Annotated in this window: 20 protein-coding genes; all 20 read right to left on the bottom strand. The window is 53.1% G+C overall.

What is annotated here, in order from left to right; all coding sequences use genetic code 11:
- Positions 1–11: 11 nt before the first annotated feature.
- Positions 12–836, bottom strand: coding sequence for a flagellar basal body rod protein FlgG (flgG, locus tag BBD41_RS24880; protein ID WP_077567117.1), 825 nt, complete (start codon positions 834–836; stop codon positions 12–14).
- A 79-nt stretch (positions 837–915) separates the two neighbouring features.
- Entirely contained in the window at positions 916–1,305 is a 390-nt protein-coding gene (locus BBD41_RS24875) for a TIGR02530 family flagellar biosynthesis protein (RefSeq protein WP_099479235.1), read from the bottom strand.
- Positions 1,302–1,922 (bottom strand): flagellar hook capping FlgD N-terminal domain-containing protein, encoded by a 621-nt coding sequence (locus BBD41_RS24870; RefSeq protein ID WP_099479233.1) that lies wholly within the window; start codon positions 1,920–1,922, stop codon positions 1,302–1,304. The genes BBD41_RS24875 and BBD41_RS24870 overlap by 4 nt, the downstream gene beginning before the upstream one ends.
- A 20-nt stretch (positions 1,923–1,942) precedes the next feature.
- Positions 1,943–3,298, bottom strand: a complete 1,356-nt coding sequence (locus BBD41_RS24865) for a flagellar hook-length control protein FliK (RefSeq protein WP_099479231.1) — start codon at positions 3,296–3,298, stop codon at positions 1,943–1,945.
- A 62-nt stretch (positions 3,299–3,360) separates the two neighbouring features.
- Complete coding sequence (locus BBD41_RS24860; protein WP_077567121.1) at positions 3,361–4,290, bottom strand: MotE family protein; 930 nt, start codon at positions 4,288–4,290, stop codon at positions 3,361–3,363.
- A 46-nt stretch (positions 4,291–4,336) separates the two neighbouring features.
- Entirely contained in the window at positions 4,337–4,780 is a 444-nt protein-coding gene (fliJ, locus tag BBD41_RS24855; RefSeq protein WP_077567122.1) for a flagellar export protein FliJ, read from the bottom strand.
- 9 nt (positions 4,781–4,789) lie between these two features.
- Positions 4,790–6,109 carry a flagellar protein export ATPase FliI gene (gene fliI / locus BBD41_RS24850; protein WP_077567123.1) on the bottom strand — a complete coding sequence of 440 codons (1,320 nt, stop codon included), beginning with the start codon at positions 6,107–6,109 and terminating at the stop codon, positions 4,790–4,792.
- Positions 6,093–6,947: a FliH/SctL family protein gene (locus BBD41_RS24845; RefSeq protein WP_077567124.1), complete on the bottom strand. Its 855-nt coding sequence runs from the start codon at positions 6,945–6,947 to the stop codon at positions 6,093–6,095. The genes fliI and BBD41_RS24845 overlap by 17 nt, the downstream gene beginning before the upstream one ends.
- Entirely contained in the window at positions 6,940–7,956 is a 1,017-nt protein-coding gene (gene fliG, locus BBD41_RS24840; RefSeq protein ID WP_007128757.1) for a flagellar motor switch protein FliG, read from the bottom strand. Before fliG ends, BBD41_RS24845 begins: the two co-directional genes overlap by 8 nt.
- 11 nt (positions 7,957–7,967) lie before the next feature.
- Complete coding sequence (gene fliF / locus BBD41_RS24835) at positions 7,968–9,548, bottom strand: flagellar basal-body MS-ring/collar protein FliF (RefSeq protein ID WP_099479229.1); 1,581 nt, start codon at positions 9,546–9,548, stop codon at positions 7,968–7,970.
- Between the two features lie 34 nt (positions 9,549–9,582).
- A complete protein-coding gene (gene fliE / locus BBD41_RS24830; RefSeq protein WP_099479227.1) occupies positions 9,583–9,894 on the bottom strand; it encodes a flagellar hook-basal body complex protein FliE in 312 nt (103 codons plus the stop codon).
- A 45-nt stretch (positions 9,895–9,939) separates the two neighbouring features.
- Positions 9,940–10,389, bottom strand: a complete 450-nt coding sequence (gene flgC, locus BBD41_RS24825) for a flagellar basal body rod protein FlgC (RefSeq protein WP_099479225.1) — start codon at positions 10,387–10,389, stop codon at positions 9,940–9,942.
- Between the two features lie 5 nt (positions 10,390–10,394).
- Positions 10,395–10,802, bottom strand: a complete 408-nt coding sequence (gene flgB / locus BBD41_RS24820; RefSeq protein ID WP_099479223.1) for a flagellar basal body rod protein FlgB — start codon at positions 10,800–10,802, stop codon at positions 10,395–10,397.
- A 435-nt stretch (positions 10,803–11,237) separates the two neighbouring features.
- A complete protein-coding gene (gene hslU, locus BBD41_RS24815; protein WP_206098335.1) occupies positions 11,238–12,626 on the bottom strand; it encodes an ATP-dependent protease ATPase subunit HslU in 1,389 nt (462 codons plus the stop codon).
- Between the two features lie 64 nt (positions 12,627–12,690).
- Positions 12,691–13,233 (bottom strand): ATP-dependent protease subunit HslV, encoded by a 543-nt coding sequence (gene hslV / locus BBD41_RS24810; protein WP_099479219.1) that lies wholly within the window; start codon positions 13,231–13,233, stop codon positions 12,691–12,693.
- 28 nt (positions 13,234–13,261) lie between these two features.
- The gene (gene trmFO, locus BBD41_RS24805; RefSeq protein WP_418304238.1) at positions 13,262–14,596 is read right to left on the bottom strand and encodes an FADH(2)-oxidizing methylenetetrahydrofolate--tRNA-(uracil(54)-C(5))-methyltransferase TrmFO; all 1,335 of its coding nucleotides are present in this window, start codon (positions 14,594–14,596) and stop codon (positions 13,262–13,264) included.
- 14 nt (positions 14,597–14,610) lie between these two features.
- Complete coding sequence (gene topA / locus BBD41_RS24800) at positions 14,611–16,710, bottom strand: type I DNA topoisomerase (RefSeq protein ID WP_099479215.1); 2,100 nt, start codon at positions 16,708–16,710, stop codon at positions 14,611–14,613.
- Positions 16,711–16,745: 35 nt separating this feature from the next.
- Positions 16,746–17,921, bottom strand: coding sequence for a DNA-processing protein DprA (gene dprA, locus BBD41_RS24795; RefSeq protein WP_099480787.1), 1,176 nt, complete (start codon positions 17,919–17,921; stop codon positions 16,746–16,748).
- Between the two features lie 135 nt (positions 17,922–18,056).
- A complete protein-coding gene (gene sucD / locus BBD41_RS24790) occupies positions 18,057–18,986 on the bottom strand; it encodes a succinate--CoA ligase subunit alpha (RefSeq protein ID WP_099479213.1) in 930 nt (309 codons plus the stop codon).
- 100 nt (positions 18,987–19,086) lie between these two features.
- A complete protein-coding gene (gene sucC / locus BBD41_RS24785; RefSeq protein ID WP_077567133.1) occupies positions 19,087–20,247 on the bottom strand; it encodes an ADP-forming succinate--CoA ligase subunit beta in 1,161 nt (386 codons plus the stop codon).
- Positions 20,248–20,943 lie beyond the last annotated feature (696 nt).

The following is a 20,943-nucleotide window of genomic DNA, read 5'->3' as shown; positions in this document are numbered from 1 at the left end:
CTAATCCAACCTTATCGTTTCAAATTAACAACTTCCTGGAGCACTTCGTCGGAGGTTGTAATGATCCGTGAATTGGCCTGGAAGCCGCGCTGCGCCACAATCATTTCGGAAAACTCGCCCGTCAGGTCCACATTGGACATTTCTAGCTGACCCGAAATGATCGCGCCGGTGCCTTCCTCTGCGTTATTGCCTTCGAACATGTAAGGTTCAAGATCGCCTTCCGGCACTGCGTTCAGCGTCACGCGATACAGATTGCCGCCGATTTTCTCCAAGCCTTCAGGGTTCGGTACCTTTGCTACCCCGATAATCGCGCCTTCCGCCGTTGTTCCGTCACTCATCTTCTGGATGATGGCCCCGTTCTGAGCGATCGTGAACGCTGTTACATCATCCTCCAGCGTGATCGGCTCGCCGCCGGAGTCGAGCACGAGAAAACCGTCAGACGTGACAAGGTTCCGCGCAACGTCGATATGGAAATCGCCAGCCCGCGTCAGGAACGGAACTTCCTGGTCATCGGTCAGCTTGACCATAAAAAATCCGTCCCCGTCGATACGCAAGTCCGTCGGGGTGTTGGTCACCATGGCGCTGCCCGGCGTATGCAGGGTATCGATCGAGCCGATCGTTACGCCCAGGCCGATCTGCTTGGCATTGACGCCGCCTGTCGGATCGTCCGTTCCCGGCGTCACGCCGGATACCGTCTGGCTAAGAATATCTTTAAACATAACCCGTCCAGCCTTAAATCCAACGGTATTGACATTGGCAATATTGTTGCCGATTACGTCCAGCTTGGTCTGAAAGCCTCTCATCCCGGAAATACCGGAGTACATGGATCTTAACACAGGGATTCATCCTCCTTCTTATATGGGCCGCTTCTGTCGGTCAGCGGCCGCCTGGCTTCCTGACGGGCCAGCCAGTAGATCATGAAATAATGACTGCGCTGTCGATCTGGGTGAACACATTGTCCTTCATGGCGTTGCCATCCATTGCCGTGACCACCGTCCGGTTCGGAATATTGACAATGAGCGCCATATCCTTCATCAGGATCAGCGATTCCTTGCTGCCTTTCGCCGCGGCTTTTTCGATCGCGCTCTGGATCTGGACGAGCTGGTCACCCTTGATTTCGATCCCTCGCTGCTCCAGCCGCTTTGCTGCATGGTTGCTGATGCGGAGCAGATTTTCATTTAACAGCTCCTTGAAGTTGCCCTTTGGTGCATCGGATGAAGCCGATGCCGTTCGCCGCTCGGGCGACAGCGCGGCCGGATGCAATTTTCCGGGGTACAAATGGCCGATCATCATTCGATCACTCATGGCGCATTCCCTCCGGCCGAAGGGGCATCCGTATCCGATTGCACGGATTCCGGCTCAGCTGCATGGGCAGGTTCCGGCTCAGAAGCAAGCGCGTCAGCCGCACCGGCCTCAGCTCCTCCCTGATCAGGCCCCTTGGACTCGGCAGCCGGATTCTCAACCCTCAATATATCGCTGAGCAGCACTTCGCTGCTGCCAACCTTGGCGTAATGAACGCCGTCCCGCACGATGATCGACTCCACGATTCCGGTCTTCATGACAAGCGAGTCCGTACCGTCCTTCGGCGTTTCCGTCCACGTGAGATCATCGGTATTGACCGATTTTTCCATCCAGCTGATCTCTTTGCCAATCAGGCTTGAAGCGGATCCCAGGGATTGACTCATCGCCGTTAGCTGCGTATTGATGTTCATCAGCTGCTCAAGGGAGGTGAATTGGGCCATCTGGGCGATAAATTCACGGTCCTGCATCGGCTGGAGCGGATCTTGGTGCCGCAGCTGTGTAATCAGAATGCTTAGAAACTGATCCTTTCCCAGCTCTTGCTCCTTACCGCCTTTGTTACTGACATTGCCTTTTGAATAGTTCGGCCACATGTTGCTTGTGGATACTGGATTCGTTGCCATTCGAGTTCACCCCCTCGCCATTAAACTTTCGCCGTAAATGTTCCGCCTTGAACAGTTCCTTCCTCGGCCTGCATTTCGGAAATCCAATCATGCCATTCTTCCGTCAAGCTCGCAGCCAGTAGGGCGTCATCCGAAGGGGTATCTTTTCCTTTCGAGCGCTGCTGGGACTGCTGCTGACCGGAGCCTGACTGGCGTCCGTCCTGATAGAAATTGGTAGTGGAAGGCTGACTGCTCTGCGTAACCTCGATTTTATCGACTTGAAGCCCTTGAGCCACGAGCGCGGTGCGAAGCTGCGCCATTTGCTGGTCGATCAGCTCTCTTGCATCCGCCTTGGCGGTCATAAATTGGGCGATGAGTTGGCCGTTTTGCATCGTTAATTTGATATCCACTTGACCTAAATGCTCCGGATTAAGCGATATTCTCGCTTCCGTGAAGCCTTGCTGCTTTACGATTTCGAGCTTGTTTATAATGAAGGAAGTCATTTCATTGGCAAACCGCTCAACTGGCACGGGTGGTGCTGCCGGTTTGACCGCTACCTGGTTGCCTGCGCGAAGCGCGAGCTGTCCGGCGGTTACGGTACCGTGTTCAGGGATCAATGCTTCGCCGCTTCCAGTCGATTCAGCCTTAGCGGATATTTCCCCGCCTTGACTTGTATTCTGCTGGAGACCGGCTATCGGACCAGGTGCCGGCGCTGCATTTGCGGACTGTGTTCTTCCAGCCGTCGCGGCTGCCGCTGCAGTCGCCTCAGTGGCGGGTCCGAAGCCGTTTGCCGCTTGATGAGAAGATCTCGCATGTTCGGCCGCCGGCTTGACATTACCTGTGCTGCTGCCCATCAAGCTGTGGAACGACTGGACCAGCTGGTGTACCGTGGTCTCGGTTCCAGCGCTCAGCTTTCCAGCGCTGCTAACCAAAGCCTTAATCTGCGTGAGCGTATCCTGAACGACAAAACGCATCGTGTCCGCATGCTTGGCCAGCGGGGACATTGCCGCGCTGCCGTCTGATCCTTCAGACAGAACGCCGGCGCCGTTTAACACCATGCTTGCTTGAGCAAGCCAGCTCTGGAGCTCCTCCAAAAGGGCAGGGTCTTCCGCCAATGCCTGGTCCAGCTTATCCAGCTCCCCAAGCAGGCTTTGCAGCATTTCGAGCAATCCCTCCATCGCCTCGTTCATTTCGGCCGGCAAGCCTTGCAGTAAACCATCCAGCTTGACCGTTGCCTCCGAAGCAGCCGAGGAGGTGCCGCCTCCTGCGCTCGACATCTGATATGTCAGCGTCGCATCAAATGAAGCGCCTGCTGCCGTACTGCCTGGAGCGCCCGTCTTGCCGCTTACCGAAGAACTGCCGATTGTAGAGGACATGCCTTGCACTGTCATCGTCATCGTCTTATTCACCTCCTCTCCCGTGACCGGAAAAGTTCAGACCCTAAAGCGGATCTGGCGTTTTATTTGGAGCCCATAAGCCGATTCAGTATTCTTGCTGCAAGCTCCGGATCTTTCGAGGACATCGCGTTCATGATTCTGGACCTTGTCGCGTCATCGACCGTATTCAGGATGGTCATGGTCTTGGCCGGGCTGATTTTGTAGGTTTGCATCAGCAGCTCCGCCGCATTGGCTGGCGTCATGCCGGCAAACGTCTGATTGAGCTGATTTTTATCCAGGTTGCTGCTGCTCGTCTTGCTGCTTGCTGCTTCCGTTTGATTTTTCTTGATCCGGGATTGCAGCGCCGCGATCGCCAAGTCTTCGGACGGTTTGGCATCCTTCAGCATCATCGTGGCTTCCGCTGCCGTTTTCGGGTCCATCTTCTCCAAGATTGCCACCCGGTTGCTGCTCTTCATCTGGCTCAGCATCAGCACCATTTCCTCAAGGGTTAAATTTTGCATGATCGGCGCGGCCTTGCTCGGACTCATGTCGGCATACAGCTTGGCGAGTTCACGGATCTGCTTCGTATACGGATCTTCCTCCTGCTCCGGGCTGCCCGTGTTCTGGTTCTGCATCGAATCGATCTGGCTTTCCAGCTCTTTCACTTTATTCTCCTGGGCAGCCTTCTGCTCAGTGATCTCGTTTAGCGTCTCCTCGCGCTCCGCCAGCTGCTTCTTCAGCTCTACGATCGTAGCCTCGGCGCTTTCTTCCTGCTCCTTCGCTTCTTTCAGCTTCTGCTCTTCCGGCGTCAGCACCGGATCGGGAACCCAATCCTTCACAATCGGAATTTTGTTCGCCACATCGATCATGCCGTCCCGAACATCGGCTCTAAAGAAGATCGCAAGCGCCCCTAACAGAACGATCGTAAAGATGGCCGGAACCAGAATCAGCAAAATCCGTTCAAATCCACCGCTTGATTCTTCTTTATCGAGCGGCATGTCTTTTCTTGCCACGTTCATTCCTCCTTCGCGGTCTTGACCCGGTTGCTTAGCGGATTCATTATCGGGCTTTGATCGCAAAACGCACCGTCGCCAGCTCGTCCAGCTCGTTTTGTTCCCGAAGGAGACTTTCATGCCGAAATTTCTCGTGCGATTTGTCCCGTGCCTTCAACCACACTTTTTCATCCAGCATTTTTTCCGATAAAATCTCCTGCTTCTTCGTGACATTTACATGGGCGAGCCGAATATCATTCCGTTTCCGCTCAATGCACTCTTCCAAGTACTGAGCATAGCTCTGAATATTGCGGATTTCGGCGATTGCCGCGCACCGCGTAACGGCTTCCTGCTCGGCCGCATACATCTGCTCCCGCAACCGGTACAGCTCGTTCAGGCTCTTCTCCTCCGCCTGCAGCTTCCCGATGGCGCTCGACAGCATCCATTCGGCCTGGGTCTTCTCGTTACTCTTCAGGTCTACGATTTTCTGGAATGCGTATTGAAATTTCATTCTTCAAAGTCATCTCCTTGAAAATTCGGAAATCAGACGTTCCTGAACCTCGGCGAGCGTCGTTTTTTCATTCACTTTCTGCTTCGTAAAGTCCCATATCCGATGAATGTATTCAATGGATTCGTCGATGTCGGCGTTGGATCCCTGCTGGTAAGCTCCGATATTAATTAAGTCCTCGGAATCTTTATAAATTGCCATCAAGCGTTTCACATTTTCCGAAGCCTCGATCTGCTCTTCCGGAGCGATGTCCTTCATCACGCGGCTAATACTGGCCAGCACGTCGATCGCCGGAAAATGTCCCTTATTGGCGATGCTCCGGTTCAGCACGATATGGCCGTCCAGGATCCCCCTTACCGCATCGGCAATCGGCTCATTCATGTCATCGCCGTCCACCAGCACGGTATAGAAGGCCGTGATGGAGCCATTGGGACCGGTACCTGCGCGTTCGAGCAGCTTCGGGAGGCTCGCGAAGACGGAAGGCGTGTACCCTCTCATCGCCGGCGGCTCACCGATGGCTAGTCCGACCTCGCGCTGTGCCATTGCATAGCGGGTGACGGAGTCCATCATCAGCATTACATTCAGACCGCGGTCCCGAAAATATTCGGCAATCGTCGTCGCAATCAACGCTCCCTTGATACGGATCAGAGCCGGCTGGTCTGAAGTAGCGACGATGACGACGGAACGCTTGAGGCCTTCAGGTCCGAGGTCCCGTTCGATGAAGTCCAGCACCTCGCGCCCGCGTTCTCCGATTAAAGCGATCACGTTCACGTCGGCCGACGTATTTCGGGCGATCATGCCCATCAGCGTACTCTTCCCTACGCCCGAACCGGCGAAAATGCCGACCCGTTGTCCTTTCCCGATCGAGAGGAGGCCGTCGATGGCTCTCACTCCGATGCTGATCGGCTCCTTCACTCTGGGGCGATTCAGCGGATTTTGCGGAACGTTATGCGTTGAATAGTGCGGCATACGGGCTGGGATCAGCGACCCGTCTAGAGGCTGTCCCAAGCCGTCGAGCACTTTGCCCAGCAGTTCCGAACCGACCTGAACGCTCAGCGGTTTCCCGGTTCCGACCACGTCGCATCCCGGTCCTACGGAATGAAGCTCACCGAGCGGCATCAGCAGCACCTTATTGTCTCTGAAGCCGACAACCTCGGCTTTCAGCGGCTTGGACTGCTTCGACGGATAGATGTAGCACACATCCCCGATGCTCGCATCCGGGCCTTCGGACTCAACCATCAAGCCGATGACCTGGGTCACTTTTCCGTTTATGCGGACCGGGTCCAAATGTTTTAAATGCTCGATATACCGGGCGCTATTCAGCTTCTTCATCCTGATTTCTCCGTTCTTCGTCATCGAGGGCGACGCGCACCAGTTCCTTCTTGATTTCCGCAAGCTGGGTATCGATTCGGGCATCCACGCTTCCGAAAGACGAACGGATCACGCAGCCCCGGTCCTTCACCGTCGCATCCGGGAGGATTTGGAGCTCCGCTTGGGAGTCGATCGCTAATGAAAGCTCTTCTCTGGCCGCGTACACGAACTCAAAATGCTCAGGTGCAACGCACAGCGAAATCAAGCCTTTCTCCCGTTTGCGCGCTAGATTTTTCCGAATCAGCTCCAGGGTGAAATCCGGTTCAATCGTCAGCTGATGATCGAGGATTTTCTCGGCAATGCTGCAGCTCAGCTCGACCAGAAACGGCTCGGCTTCTTGGATCAAGTCTTCCTTTGCCCGGTGGGCAAGCTGCAGAAGCTCGCTAGCTTCGACCGTGGCTTTCTCCAGCAGTTCCTTCATTTCCAGCTCGGCTTTGGCAGCTCCCTCGGAATAGCCTTGGTTAAATCCCTCGATTTTCAGGGTCTCGGACAGATCCTCATCCTGCAGCCTTCGTTCCTTCCACCACGCATCGATCTGCTGCTCCGCCTCAGCCAGCAGCCGCTGGGCTTCCTCGGAGGCCTCGCGAATTTGCCGTTCGGCAAATTCCTGGGCGTCGCGCAGCATTTCACTCTTGATCCGCTCGGCCTCTGCCAGCGTGTGCATGACCGCCGGCGCAGCGGCGGGCGGTGCCGGCTCTGCTTGCGCTTCTTCGGCAGGAGCGGCGTAACGACGCGCTACATCCAACTCTTTCAAGACATCCATCGTTGTATAGTGGGACGGTTTGATCAAGTTAGACAATAATGTCATCTCCTCCGCCGCGGGCAATGATAACCTCGCCCGCTTCTTCGAGTCTTCGGATCGTGCTTACGATCCGTGTCTGAGCTTCCTCCACGTCACGCAGCCGCACAGGGCCCATGTACTCCATCTCTTCACGGAAGGTTTCCGCCATGCGCTTGGACATATTACGGAAAATAACATCCCGGACTTCCTCGCTCGCCACTTTAAGCGCAAGCTGCAAATCCGCATTCTCGACATCGCGGATGATGCGCTGGATCGATCGATTGTCGACATTGACGATATCCTCGAATACAAACATCCGCTTCTTGATTTCTTCGGCAAGCTCGGGATCCTGGATTTCCAGAGAATCCAGGATCGTCCGCTCCGTGCCCCGGTCGACGCCGTTCAATATTTGAACGATCGACTCGATGCCGCCTGCATTGGTGTAATCCTGGGTTACCGTTGCCGACAGCTTCTGCTCCAGCACACGCTCAACCTGAGCGATAACTTCCGGAGACGTGCTGTCCATGACCGCAACCCGCCGGGCAACCTCGGCCTGCTTCTCTTGAGGAAGCGAGGATAAGATGGCCGATGCCTGATCGTACTGCAGGTAGGAGAGCACGAGCGCGATCGTTTGGGCATTTTCATTCTGAATGAAATTCAGGATCTGGCTCGGATCGGCCTTGCGGGCGAAATCAAACGGCCTTACCTGAAGCGTTGCGGTCAGGCGATTGATAACCTCCATCGCTTTCTGCTGCCCGAGCGCTTTTTCCAGTATTTCTTTCGCGTAATTAATGCCGCCTTGCGATATATATTCCTGTGCAAGACAAATTTGGTGAAACTCCTGGATAATGCTATCTTTCTCTCCGCTATCGACCTTGCGCACATTCGCAATTTCCAGCGTCAGCTGCTCGATTTCGTCTTCGCGCAGATGCTTGAATATTTGTGCAGACACTTCCGGACCCAGCGTAATCAGCAATATTGCAGCTTTCTGGCGCCCGGATAATTGTTGGTTGTTTCCCTTAACCAATGCTTCCACCTCTATTCCTCAGCCAGCCATGTACGCAGCAGATTCACGAATTCATCCGGCTTTTTCTTCGCCAACGTTTCGAGCTGCTTCCGGACCTGGCTCTCGTTCGTTACACTCTCAAGATTGATCGATGGGAATTCGGTCACCGGCGGAAGCGGAATATCTTCCTCGTATTCTTCCTGCTGTCTTCTGCGTTTGCGGATGAAGAAATACGTGCCTCCCGCGATCAAAGCCAATGCAGCGATGCCGATTCCCCACAATACCGGCTGGGACAGAACGGTTTTCGAATTTTCATCCGGATTTACATTAAATACCTGTGAATTAACCGAAACTTTTTGCGACAATTGTGCGTCTGTATAGGTAGTACCTGAATCAGCAAGCGAAGCTCTCACAATGTTGATGAGAATGTTCTGGATCGCCGTCCGGGTGTCTTCGTCCAGCGTTTGCTGGCCTGCAGGTGGTTCAACTGCGACATTAATGGTTAAGTCTTTAACGGTATATGGACTTGCAATAATGTCCTTTGTAATGCGATTCACTTCATAATTGATGGTGGACGACGACTCTTCCGACGTCGACTGTCCGCTCTCGGAATCGCTCGGATACCCGGGAACCGCTTCTTCGCCCACTCCGGCAACTCCGCCGGCAGGACTGCTGGACCCGGTATAATTTTTCTGAATTTCCTGTACGCTGAGCTCGATCCCCTTCATCTCTTCTTCATCGACGGGGGTTACGAGATTTTCCTTGCTCTGTACCTGATCGAAATTCAGCTTGGAAGCAACGAGTACGTTCACTTTGCTCGATCCCATGTACTGGGACAGGAACTGTTGCACATTCTGTCGTACTTCGCTTTCAAATTTTTTCTGCAGTGCAAAGTTCTCTTCAACCCTGCCGATCAGTCCGCCTTGGCCGCCCTTGGCCGTGGCAAGAAGTTCAACTTCGTCATTGGTTATGGTTATATTGTCGATCGGGAGGTTGGGAATGGCCGTCTTGACCAGGTTGTAGTAACCGTCGATCACTTCCTGATTCGGCCGGTATCCCGGTTTGAAATGCAGGACCACGGAAGCGCTGGCCTGATCTTCATTGCCGTTCTTGGCAAACACGCTTTCTTTCGGGAGATTGAGCAGCACCGTGGCATCTTGGACGCCCTGCATCTTCTCAAGCAGTCGCTCAACCTCGCCGTTTAATGCATTTACATACTTCACTTCGAATTCGTTATCGGTCATGCCGATTGCGGATGCATTTTGCTCGAACGTTTCGAAGCCGATCGTTCCGTTCTGCACCAGGCCCTGGGAGCCGACATCAATCTGTACTCTGGCCGCCTCGGTGCTCGGTACGGAGATGCTTCGTCCGTCCGGGCTCAGCTTGTAGGAAATACCTTGCGATTCCAGGTGGCTGATAATGCCGGCGGCATCACTGGAATTCAAATCCCTGAAAGCCACCTCGTACTTCGTCTTGGAGAACTGCATCGTCAGTACGACCAGTGCGATCAGCACGAAGGCTACCGTAGCACTCAACATCAGTTTTTGCTTCTTGCTAAATTGATTCCAATATTGGGTTACTCGATCCCGATATTGGGCGATTCTCTCGTTCACATCGTCACCCCATCCGAAACTTTGCTAGAAACATTTAGATTTGCGTACGCATGATCTCTTGATAGGCTTCTACCACTTTGTTTCGGACCTGTGTTGTGAGCTGAATGCTCAACAGTGCCTGCTGGGCGGATATCATCGCCTGATCCACGTTGACTTGTCCAATCATCATTTTGTCGCTCATGACATGAGCCTGTTGTTCCTGTGCGGAAACAGAGTTCAAGGCATCACTCAAATACGAACCGAAGCTGCGGATGGATTCGGCTGGAGTCTTCTCTGCCGCCGGGGCTTGCTCTCGCATTTGAAGGGGCGAAACGCCCGAAGCTTGGAACATTGTGTTTTGAATCATCGATTTCCCCTCCTAATTTTTCTGTATATAAACACCTACCCTACACTATCTGCCGATCTCCAGCGCCTTCATAATCATGGCCTTCGATGCATTAATGGCAGTCACGTTGGCTTCATAGGACCGGGTAGCCGCGATCATATCCACCATTTCCCTTGTGACGTCCACATTAGGCATATAGACATATCCCTCCGCATTCGCGTCCGGATGAGTCGGGTTGTATACCTGCTTAAGCGGAGATGGATCCTCCTTCACGGCAGCGACCCGTACCCCTTGGCCTGTGGCTTCTCCGTTCATCTGGGCTCTAAGCATCCCTTCGAACGACTCGCTCTGCGGCGAAAGAACTACTGTCTTGCGGCGGTACGGAACCGCTTGTCCATTCTCGATCCGGGCCCTTGTCGTTTCCGCATTGGCTAGGTTCGAAGAAATGACGTCCATGCGAAGACGCTGGGCCGTAAGAGCCGATGCATTGATCGAAAAGCCGTTGCTAATATTCATGAACCTTATCTCCCCTCAATCGCTGTACGCATCATGCGAATTTGCTCATTCACTGCTTGTATGTACGAATTGTAACGAAGCTGGTTCTCCGCGAGCAGCACCATTTCCCGGTCCGCATCGACATTATTCTCGTTGTTGTTCATAGAGCTGCTGCTGTCACTCGTAATCGAAGCGCTCGGGATGCTGCCGGTTGGACCGATCGGAATATGTCTAGGATCCGTCCTTCTCCCCTGCAGCGTAAGATGAGCTCCTTCCATCTCCTGCTTCAAAAGACTCTCGAAGGATACTTCGGATCTCTTAAAATGAGGCGTATCCACGTTGGCAATATTGTTGGCAATGACGCTGTTTCTCAAATTCGCTGCGTCCAAACCGCCTTGAAGCCGCTGAAAGGAACTATTGTTCAACAGATTCACTAGCTCATTCCTCCTGACTGGACCTTGCAGAAAAGTATTCCACTCTTCCTAGCTAAATCCTCTTTTTTCGACAAAAAACATAATCCGTACGCCCTAATCTAGGTCTTAAGTAGAAAAAGACAGCATGATGTCACATAAACTAAGTTTCTTAAAGATTGGGACTTTTTACAATAAGAAAAAAGCCCTATCTTTTTCCAAGAAGAAGGGCTTTTTATTCATTTTCGTTTCGTTTTTTTCTAAAATATTGCAAATCTTAATACTGATTTTGTAAAATTTAAAGTTTTCTTCCCAAAGTATAGGTCCAGACGCAGGCCCGCTTGTTCACAAAAAATTACGAAATCGGTCCTGATCGCTTCCAACATACGCAAATATTTCGACATCCCGGACTACTTCCGCATCGACAAACATTTACAACCGATCCTTTTCCTTGCCGAATTACAAAATATATTGGCTTAAATCCCGGTCCTGGGCGATGCCGGCGAGTTTTTCCCTCACGTATTGAGGCGTAATCACCATTCGCTCCAGCGTGAGCTCAGGCGCTTCGAATGACAGATCCTCCAGCAGCTTCTCCAGGATGGTATGCAGTCTGCGTGCACCGATATTTTCGGTGTTTTGGTTCACCGAGGCCGCGATCTGGGCAATTTCCCGAATGGCCTCCGGGGAAAACTCCACTTCAAGCTCTTCGGTCCGCAGCAAATTGATATATTGCTTGGTCAGCGCATTCTTCGGCTCGGTCAAAATGGACACAAAATCATCCAGCGTCAAGCTGTTCAGCTCCACACGGATCGGGAACCGGCCCTGCAGCTCGGGAATCAGATCTGAAGGCTTAGCAATATGGAAAGCGCCTGCGGCGATAAACAGCACGAAATCCGTCTTCACCGGCCCATATTTGGTCATGATCGTAGAGCCTTCCACGATCGGCAGGATGTCGCGCTGAACGCCTTCCCTGGATACGTCTGGACCCGATTGGCGGCCTTGGCTGGCTACCTTGTCGATCTCATCGATGAAAATAATGCCCGATTGTTCGGCGCGCCGGATCGACTCCTGGATGACATCATCCATATCAATCAGCTTGGCGGCCTCCTCTTGCGTAAGCACTTTTCTCGCTTCCTTGACTGACAGCTTGCGCCGTTTCGTCCGCTTCGGCATCAGGCTGCCGAACATCTCCTGCATATTCATGCCCATCTGATCATTGCCCTGCCCTGCGAACATATCAAACATATTCGGAGCGGTGTCCTCGACATCGATCTCGATCGTTTCGTCCTCAAGCTTTCCGGACAGCAGATTAAAACGGATCTGTCTCCGTTTCTCCTTCAGGCTTTCGTCTTTATCTTCCGCATCATCGTCTGCGGCCTGAGACGGATTGCTGCCGCCGAACAGCATCTCAAACGGGTTGCGTTGGCTCTTCTGGCTCTTGGTTGACGGGGCCAGCAGCTGCACGATCCGCTCGTTCGCCATCTCTTCGGCTTTGTCCTTGACCTTCTCCGTGCGCTCCAGCTTCACCATGCGAATCGCTGTTTCCACCAGGTCGCGCACCATGGACTCTACGTCGCGTCCCACGTACCCGACCTCGGTAAACTTCGTAGCCTCCACCTTCACAAAAGGAGCGTTCACCAGCTTCGCAAGCCTCCGGGCAATTTCCGTTTTGCCGACGCCCGTAGGGCCGATCATCAGAATGTTCTTCGGAACGATCTCATCGCGCTCCTCATCGGACAGCAAGCTGCGCCGATAGCGGTTGCGGAGCGCTACCGCAACGGATTTCTTCGCTTCCTTCTGTCCGACGATATACTTATCCAACTCGGAAACAATTTGTCTTGGGGTCATAGCTTCTTTATTCACCGTGAATACCTCCCGCCCTGATATGGCTATACGCTGCCGTAAAGCATCATTACAGCTCTTCTACAGTAATATTGCTGTTCGTATATACGCAAACCTCTGAAGCAATCTGAAGCGCCTCTCGCGCGATGTCCTTAGCCTCCAGATGCGATGCGTGCCGTTTCAGCGCACGTCCTGCCGAGAGCGCAAAATTGCCTCCCGATCCGATCGCCAGGACATCGTCGTCGGGCTCAATAATTTCCCCACCGCCGGAAATCAGCAGCATTCCGGTCTTATCCACCACAATCATTAAAGCCTCCAGCTTCCGCAGCACCCGATCCTGGCGCCAGTCCTTGGCCAGCTCGACGGCCGCGCGCTGCAGGTTGCCATGATGCTCCTCCAGCTTGCCCTCAAATTTCTCAAACAGCGTAATCGCATCCGCCACAGAACCGGCAAAACCGGCGACAACTTGTCCCCGGTAAAGACGGCGCACTTTTTTGGCGGTCTGCTTCATGACTACACTTTCTCCGAACGTGACTTGGCCGTCGCCGGCAATGGCTGCCTTGCCATTATGCCGAACGGCGCAGATCGTCGTAGCGTGAAAAGTCATTTCCATGATGGCGGACCTCCCTTATTTTTAAAAGTTACAGCGTATTCAGTTGGTTGTCATTGATGAACTCGCGAATATGATCCAGAGCGCGATTAGCCAAAGCTTCATTCTTCTCTTTCTTATTCCGGATCCGGGTCTCCAGCTTCGGCAGCAGTCCGAAATTCGCGTTCATCGGCTGGAAATTATCCGGATCGGCATGCGTAATGTAATAAGCCATGCTGCCGATCGTCGATTCCTGCGGGAATACGATCCCTTCTTGTCCAAGTGCTGCTCTTGCCGCATTGATGCCTGCAATCAAGCCGGAGGCGGCGGACTCAACGTAGCCTTCGACACCCGTCATCTGCCCGGCGAGGTACAAATTCGGACGCGTCTTCACTTGATAGGTTTGCTGAAGCAGCTTCGGCGAATTGACGAATGTATTGCGGTGCATAACGCCATACCGTACGATCTCGGCATTCTCCAGCCCCGGAATCATCGAGATAATGCGCTTCTGCTCTCCCCATTTCAGATGGGTCTGGAAGCCTACCAGATTGTACAGCGTACCGGCAGCATTGTCCTGACGCAGCTGAACGACGGCGTATGGAAGCTTGCCGGTATGCGGGTTCACCAGTCCGACCGGCTTCATCGGGCCGAACAGAGCGGTTTGCTTGCCCCGCTTCATCATCACTTCGATCGGCATGCAGCCCTCGAAATAAATTTCCTTCTCAAACTCCTTGAGCTGGGCAACTTCGGCGTTGACCAGCGCATCGTAGAAAGCATCGAATTCCTCTTCCGTCATCGGGCAATTCAGATAGGCGGCCTCGCCTTTGTCATATCGGGAAGCAAGATATACCTTGCTCATATCAATGGAGTCCTTCTCTACGATCGGTGCAGCCGCATCATAGAAGTAGAAGTAGTCTTCGCCCATCAGCTCGCGGATTTGAGCCGACAATGCGGGAGAGGTCAAAGGTCCTGTCGCAATGACGACGATCCCTTCTTCAGGTATATGCTGAATTTCTTCATTTACAACCTCAATTAACGGATGCTGATGGAGCGTCTCCGTGATTTCACCGGAGAACCCGTCACGATCCACCGCAAGCGCTCCGCCCGCCGGCACGGCGTTGCGGTCCGCCGAGCCGATTACGAGCGAGTTCAGCATGCGCATCTCTTCCTTCAATACGCCGACTGCATTGGTCAACGTATTTGCACGGAGCGAGTTGCTGCAGACCAGCTCTGCGAACTTGTCTGTATGATGGGCCGGCGTCTTCACGACCGGCCGCATTTCGTATAAGGTAACGGGAATCCCGCGGCTTGCGATCTGCCAAGCCGCTTCACTGCCGGCCAGGCCCGCGCCGATCACCGTTACTCTCTGTGTGTCTGTCAACGTCATTACCCCCTGTATGCCTACATCTCTGCTGCTTCGTCCTGTTCCTCAACCATTTCGGAATAGTCGCAGGAAGTGCATTGAAGCTTGACCCCCTGCTTGCTCTTCTTCTCTACCATTAAGCTGCTGCAATTCGGGCACGGCTTGGGCGAAGGTTTATCCCAAGATACGAAATCGCACTCCGGATAGCGGTCGCATCCGAAGAATATCCGCCCCTTCTTGCTCCGTCGTTCCACGACATGGCCTTCCTTGCACTTCGGACAAGTTACGCCGATGTCTTTCACGATCGGCTTCGTGTTCCGGCAATCCGGAAAACCGGAGCACGCCAAAAACTTCCCGAATCGGCCGAGCTTATACACCAACGGCTTGCCGCATTTCTCGCAAATCTCGTCGGAAACCTCGTCTTCAATCTCGATTTCCTTCATCTCTTCCTCAGCGACCTCAAGCCGCTTTTCAAACGATTTGTAAAATTCCGACAGCACCTTGACCCAATCCTCGGAGCCTTCCTCGACATGGTCCAAATCCTCTTCCATGTTTGCGGTGAATTCCACATTCAGTATCTCGGGGAAAAATTGCTCCATCTGCTCAATGACAAGCTCGCCCAGCTCCGTCGGGACAAATTTCTTATCCTCAATGGCAACGTAGCCGCGCTTCTGGATCGTTTCAAGCGTAGGCGCGTAAGTACTCGGCCGTCCGATTCCAAGCTCCTCCAGCGTCCTTACAAGCCGTGCCTCGGTATAACGCGGAGGCGGCTGAGTGAAGTGCTGCTTCGGCTCGATATCCTGCTTCTCGAGCTTGTCGCCCGTATGCAGCTCCGGAAGGTATTTATCCTCTTCGGTCGTTCCGTCGTCGTTGCCCTCGACATAGACCTTCATAAAGCCGGGGAAGCGCACCTTGGATCCGGTAGCCCGAAAAACGGCAGTACCTGCCGAAATATCCACAGAAAGCGTATCCAGTACAGCAGAGGCCATCTGACTTGCGACAAAGCGTTCCCAGATCAATTTATACAAGCGGAGCTGATCACGGCTCATGTACGGCTTTACCGATTCCGGATCCCGAAGGACGGACGTTGGCCGGATCGCTTCGTGCGCATCCTGCGCATTTGCCGCTTTCTTTGAATACTGCCTAGGGCTTTCGGGTACGAACGGCTCTCCGTACTTCTCCGTAATGTACTCCTTCGCCTCGTCTTGCGCGGTACCGGATATCCGGGTGGAGTCGGTACGCATGTACGTAATCAAACCGACTGTGCCTTCCTTGCCAAGCTCCACACCCTCATACAGCTGCTGGGCGACCGACATCGTCTTGGCGGCCCGGAAACCGAGCTTGCGCGCCGCTTCCTGCTGCAATGAGCTTGTCGTGAACGGCGGCGACGGGTGACGCTGGCGCTCGCGCTCCTTGACTTCGCCGACCGTAAAAGAGGCATCCGCAATCGCCGCAAGCACCTCATTCACGTCCTGCTGGCTGGACAGCTCCTTCTTCTCCCCGTTCAGCTGCGTAAACTTCGCCTCGAACGAAGAGCCCTTCACGGCCAGCTTGGCCGTAATTGTCCAATATTCTTCCGGCACGAACGCGCTGATTTCGTTCTCGCGATCCAGAATAATCTTGACAGCAACGGACTGAACGCGCCCGGCCGACAGCCCTTTTTTGACTTTCTTCCATAAAAGAGGGCTGATCTTGTAGCCCACCAGACGGTCAAGAATCCGTCTGGCCTGCTGGGCGTTGACGAGATCCATATTAATTTTGCGCGGCGTCTTGAAAGCATCCTTGACGGCCGTTTTCGTAATTTCGTTAAATACGACCCGCAGGCTTTGAGATTCATCCAGCTCCAAGGCATGGGCAAGATGCCATGCGATGGCTTCCCCTTCGCGATCGGGGTCAGCTGCGAGGTATACTTTCTTTACCTTTTTGCTAGCATCCTTCAGTTCCTTTAAGACAGAACCTTTTCCGCGGATCGTAATGTATTTCGGATTGAAGTCGTTCTCCACCTCAACCCCGATCTGGCTTTTCGGCAAATCGCGCACATGACCCATCGAAGCCTTCACGATATATTTACTGCCGAGATATTTGCCAATCGTCTTCGCCTTGGCAGGCGATTCTACGATGACGAGTGAATCCGCCACAGGTTCATCCTCCTCTCCAACATTCAACTTTCCCATTATATGATCTTATATATAGCACCGGGTAATTGGGTTATCTGCTTTTTTATGATTAAAGATAACAGAACTGAATGCAAATGTCCAAAATCCCACTGGGTCCCCTCCAACAACTCGTCAAGCGACCCGGGTCCCTGTTCGAGCATATGGTAAACGTGCTGTTCATCGTTTGTCAACCCGGAATCCATGCCGGGGAGGCTCGAATGAGGGGCCTGCCGCTCCTTATTGTATGTATTGGAAGCCCTGTTTGGCAACCAGGAATCATATTCTTCGATAATATCCTGGGCGTCCGTCACCATCTTGGCCCCCTGTTTAATGAGGGCAAGCGTTCCCCGGCTCTTGGGAGAAGTCACTTGTCCGGGAACCGCGAAGACATCCCTCCCTGCCTCGAGCGCGTAATCCGCTGTTATCAGCGATCCGCTGCGCGCATCCGCCTCCACGACAACGGTTCCGAGACACAGCCCCGCAATAATTCGGTTTCTCCTTGGAAAAAATCCCGGATGGGCTTTCGTACCCGGCGGATATTCGGAAACAATCAATCCCGATTCGGCGATCCGCTCATACAAGGACCGGTGCTCTGCTGGATAGATGATATCAATCCCCGCACCGAGAACCGCAATCGTGGCTCCTCTGCTTGCTAAAGCCGCCTCGTGCGCAGCGCTGTCAATTCCTCTGGCCAATCCGCTTACGACTGCGAGCCCGTGCCCCGTGAGCGCCTCGGCCAGGACGCCGGCCATCTTGCGGCCATAAGCCGTCGGCATCCGGGTCCCGACCATGGCAACGCCGGGCTGGTCCAATAGCTCCGCTCGGCCGATCGAATATAATACCCAAGGCGGCTCGGACATTGATTTCAACAGCTCGGGATATTGATCATCGAGGGCTGTAATAATACGTATTTTGGAGCGGTTTGTCAACTTCCATACATCCCCTTGGGAATGTCCGGCCGCAGCGACCGCAGCATTTGACATCCGCTCCAGCAATTGTTCGACGCTCGACGGAAACTGTTTCGACAATTTATTCGCCTGCTCGACAGACAATCCATGGTCTCTCCAGTCATTCACGCCATAAGAAATCATGCCTTCATGCAGCGGGCCGTTCAGCAATATCCGGTGAATCGATCTCCACCCGATGCCTTCACTTTCATGCAATGTGGCCAGCAGCACGCTTTCCAGCTTCATTCCGGTCGCCTCCTTCAAAATAAACAGAAAAAGCAACCCTTCATCTCCTGAAATCAGGAAATAAAAGGTTGCTTACCTATTTTTTAATATATTGGGTTGCGCAATTAGGCAAAAAGCTGCCTCGCGTTCATACGATTAATGAGTAGTGCAAGCCTCAAGCAAGCCCTTCTCCTCAAGCACGCTGACTAGCGTCGATCCCATTTCGGCCGGTGTCGGAGCGACTTTAATACCGCAAGCCTCGAGTACAGCAATCTTCTCCTTCGCTGTCCCTTTGCCACCGGAAATGATCGCGCCGGCATGGCCCATGCGTTTGCCTGGAGGCGCAGTTGCTCCGCCAATGAAGCCGACAACCGGCTTGGTCATGTTGGCTTTGATCCACTCGGCAGCTTCTTCCTCGGCCGTACCGCCGATTTCGCCGATCATAATAACGGCTTTCGTGTTCGGATCTTCATTGAACAGCTTCAAGACATCGATAAACTCGGTGCCTTTAACAGGGTCTCCGCCGATTCCCACGGCAGACGATTGTCCGATGCCGCGTGCCGTCAGCTGATGAACCGCCTCATAGGTCAGCGTTCCGCTTCGCGATACGACGCCGACATGGCCCGGCGTATGGATATAACCCGGCATAATTCCGATCTTGCATTCGCCCGACGTAATGACACCCGGACAGTTCGGCCCGATCAGGCGGGTTTTCTTGCCTTCCATATAACGTGCAACCTTCACCATATCCAGCACCGGAATGCCTTCCGTGATGCAAATGACAAGCTCCATCTCGGCATCGACGGCTTCCATGATCGAATCGGCTGCAAATGCAGGCGGAACATAGATTACGCTTGCGGTTGCGCCGGTCTTCGCTTTCGCTTCCTCAACGGTGTTGAAGACCGGAAGCTTCACGGTATTGCCGTTCTCCAGCGTAATTTCCACTTCCGTGCCGCCTTTGCCCGGCGAGGTGCCGCCGACCATTTGCGTACCGTAATCAAGGGCGCCCTTCGCATGGAACAGAGCCGTTTTACCTGTAATCCCTTGTGTGATAACTTTTGTATTTTTATCGATCAAAATACTCACGATTGATTCACATCCCCTATTGATATTTGAAAATGAAAGCAACCGCACGGCTGGACGCGCGAAGCGTCCTTAAGTGCCATGCCTCTTCAGGAATGAACTCTTACTGAACGAGGGAGACGATCTTCTGTGCTCCGTCGGCCATGGAATCAGCTGGTACGATGTTAAGACCGGACTCGGCCAAAATCTGCTTGCCGAGGTCCACATTCGTGCCTTCCAAGCGTACAACAAGCGGACGGGTCAAGCCCAGCTGCTTCGCCGCTTCAACAACACCGGTGGCGATCACGTCGCAGCGCATGATGCCGCCGAAAATGTTGACGAAGATCCCCTTAACTTGTGGATCGGACAAAATGATCTTGAAGGCTTCCGTAACCTTCTCGGTCGTCGCGCCGCCCCCAACGTCAAGGAAGTTGGCAGGATCGCCGCCATAGTATTTGATGATGTCCATCGTAGCCATCGCAAGTCCGGCACCGTTAACCATGCAGCCGATGTTGCCATCCAGAGCTATGTAACTCAAATCGTACTTCGATGCTTCGATTTCTTTCTCGTCTTCTTCGTCCAGGTCGCGAAGCTCGACAATGTCCTTGTGACGGAACAGGGCATTGGAGTCGAAGTTCAGCTTGGCGTCAAGGGCCATGACGTTGCCGTCGCCCGTTACGACCAGCGGATTAATCTCGGCGATCGAGCAGTCCTTCTCCACGAACGCCTTGTACAAGGCAAGCATAAATTGGACGGCTTTGCCGACCAGCTCGTTCGGAATATTAATGGAATACGCCAGCTTCCGGGCTTGGAACGTTTGAAGTCCGACAGCCGGATCGATGACTTCCTTGAAAATTTTCTCAGGTGTTGCTGCTGCAACCTCTTCGATTTCCGTACCGCCTTCTTCGGATGCCATCATGACGACACGCCCTGTAGCGCGGTCTACAACGACACCGATGTAATACTCTTTGCGAATATCGCAGCCTTCTTCAATAAGGAGACGTTTGACTTCCTTGCCTTCCGGACCGGTCTGGTGAGTCACCAGCACTTTGCCCAGAATTTCTTCAGCATAGGCGCGAACCTCTTCAAGGCTCTTGGCCACCTTGACGCCGCCGGCTTTACCGCGGCCGCCTGCGTGGATCTGTGCCTTTACAACGGTTACGGGACTTCCCAGGGATTTGGCAGCTTCAACTGCTTCATCCACCGTAAACGCAACCTTGCCGTTCGGAACAGCAACTCCATATTGCTTCAGTACTTGTTTTCCTTGATATTCATGGATATTCATTCTCGAATCCTCCTATCAACATGACTGGAACAAGGCGGGCTGCATGGGAGCGCTTCAATGACGCCGCTGCCCCTGTCAACCTTTTATATAGTAAACCCAAGCTATTGTAACATGTTTTTAAAACGCTTACCTTAAAAATGTTCACAGATTCTCCACTCTATTTGATATAGGTATGATTCCTCCTGGAGAATAATTGGAAATTAAAGGTTAAACAAACCGTTATTTTTTGAAAATGCTTTGAATACTTTGACAGCAACAAATCCGATCACAAATCCGATAACAGCGAGAATCAACAATAGCACAACCAATGTAATGATAATGTTCTCCCACAATATAGTCATAATGACCTCCTATTCAATATTTTTTCCAATCTCATCTAAATATGGATTATAGCATAATCCCCTAAGGGAATCGCTTCCATTTCGCTCTATTCTTTGAATTATTTCACTAACCTATTATAAGCAGTACAAGGGGATTCCTCCTTCTAACTCTCAGTTTGGGGTCTGAAGTTGAATAAGTGGGAGGTTGGGCGTTTTCGGTGGACGATTTGGAGGACTCTTTTCGGCGGCTTTGGAGGTAACTTTTCATTGGCGTTGGGCGCGCACACGTTCCTTTTCGGGTCTGCTCCGGGCTTGGCGCTGTTTTGGGCACTCACACGGCCCTTTTAGGGACTTGCTCTGAGCTTGGAGCTGCTTT

It is taken from the genome of Paenibacillus ihbetae (assembly GCF_002741055.1).
Taxonomy (GTDB): domain Bacteria; phylum Bacillota; class Bacilli; order Paenibacillales; family Paenibacillaceae; genus Paenibacillus_AQ; species Paenibacillus_AQ ihbetae.
Note: the sequence above shows the minus strand (reverse complement) of the source record. Positions and strands in the feature narration are given on the sequence as shown.

Bases quoted from the DNA above. Each gene is read 5' to 3' on its own strand.
- dprA (WP_099480787.1), bottom strand. From the start codon at position 17,921: ATGAAGCTGGAAAGCGTGCTGCTGGCCACATTGCATGAAAGTGAAGGC.
- sucC (WP_077567133.1), bottom strand. From the start codon at position 20,247: ATGAATATCCATGAATATCAAGGAAAACAAGTACTGAAGCAATATGGA.
- flgC (WP_099479225.1), bottom strand. From the start codon at position 10,389: ATGAATATTAGCAACGGCTTTTCGATCAATGCATCGGCTCTTACGGCC.
- hslU (WP_206098335.1), bottom strand. From the start codon at position 12,626: ATGACCCCAAGACAAATTGTTTCCGAGTTGGATAAGTATATCGTCGGA.
- fliE (WP_099479227.1), bottom strand. From the start codon at position 9,894: ATGATTCAAAACACAATGTTCCAAGCTTCGGGCGTTTCGCCCCTTCAA.
- BBD41_RS24865 (WP_099479231.1), bottom strand. From the start codon at position 3,298: ATGACGATGACAGTGCAAGGCATGTCCTCTACAATCGGCAGTTCTTCG.
- BBD41_RS24875 (WP_099479235.1), bottom strand. From the start codon at position 1,305: ATGAGTGATCGAATGATGATCGGCCATTTGTACCCCGGAAAATTGCAT.
- fliJ (WP_077567122.1), bottom strand. From the start codon at position 4,780: ATGAAATTTCAATACGCATTCCAGAAAATCGTAGACCTGAAGAGTAAC.
- BBD41_RS24870 (WP_099479233.1), bottom strand. From the start codon at position 1,922: ATGGCAACGAATCCAGTATCCACAAGCAACATGTGGCCGAACTATTCA.
- trmFO (WP_418304238.1), bottom strand. From the start codon at position 14,596: ATGACGTTGACAGACACACAGAGAGTAACGGTGATCGGCGCGGGCCTG.
- fliI (WP_077567123.1), bottom strand. From the start codon at position 6,109: ATGAAGAAGCTGAATAGCGCCCGGTATATCGAGCATTTAAAACATTTG.
- hslV (WP_099479219.1), bottom strand. From the start codon at position 13,233: ATGGAAATGACTTTTCACGCTACGACGATCTGCGCCGTTCGGCATAAT.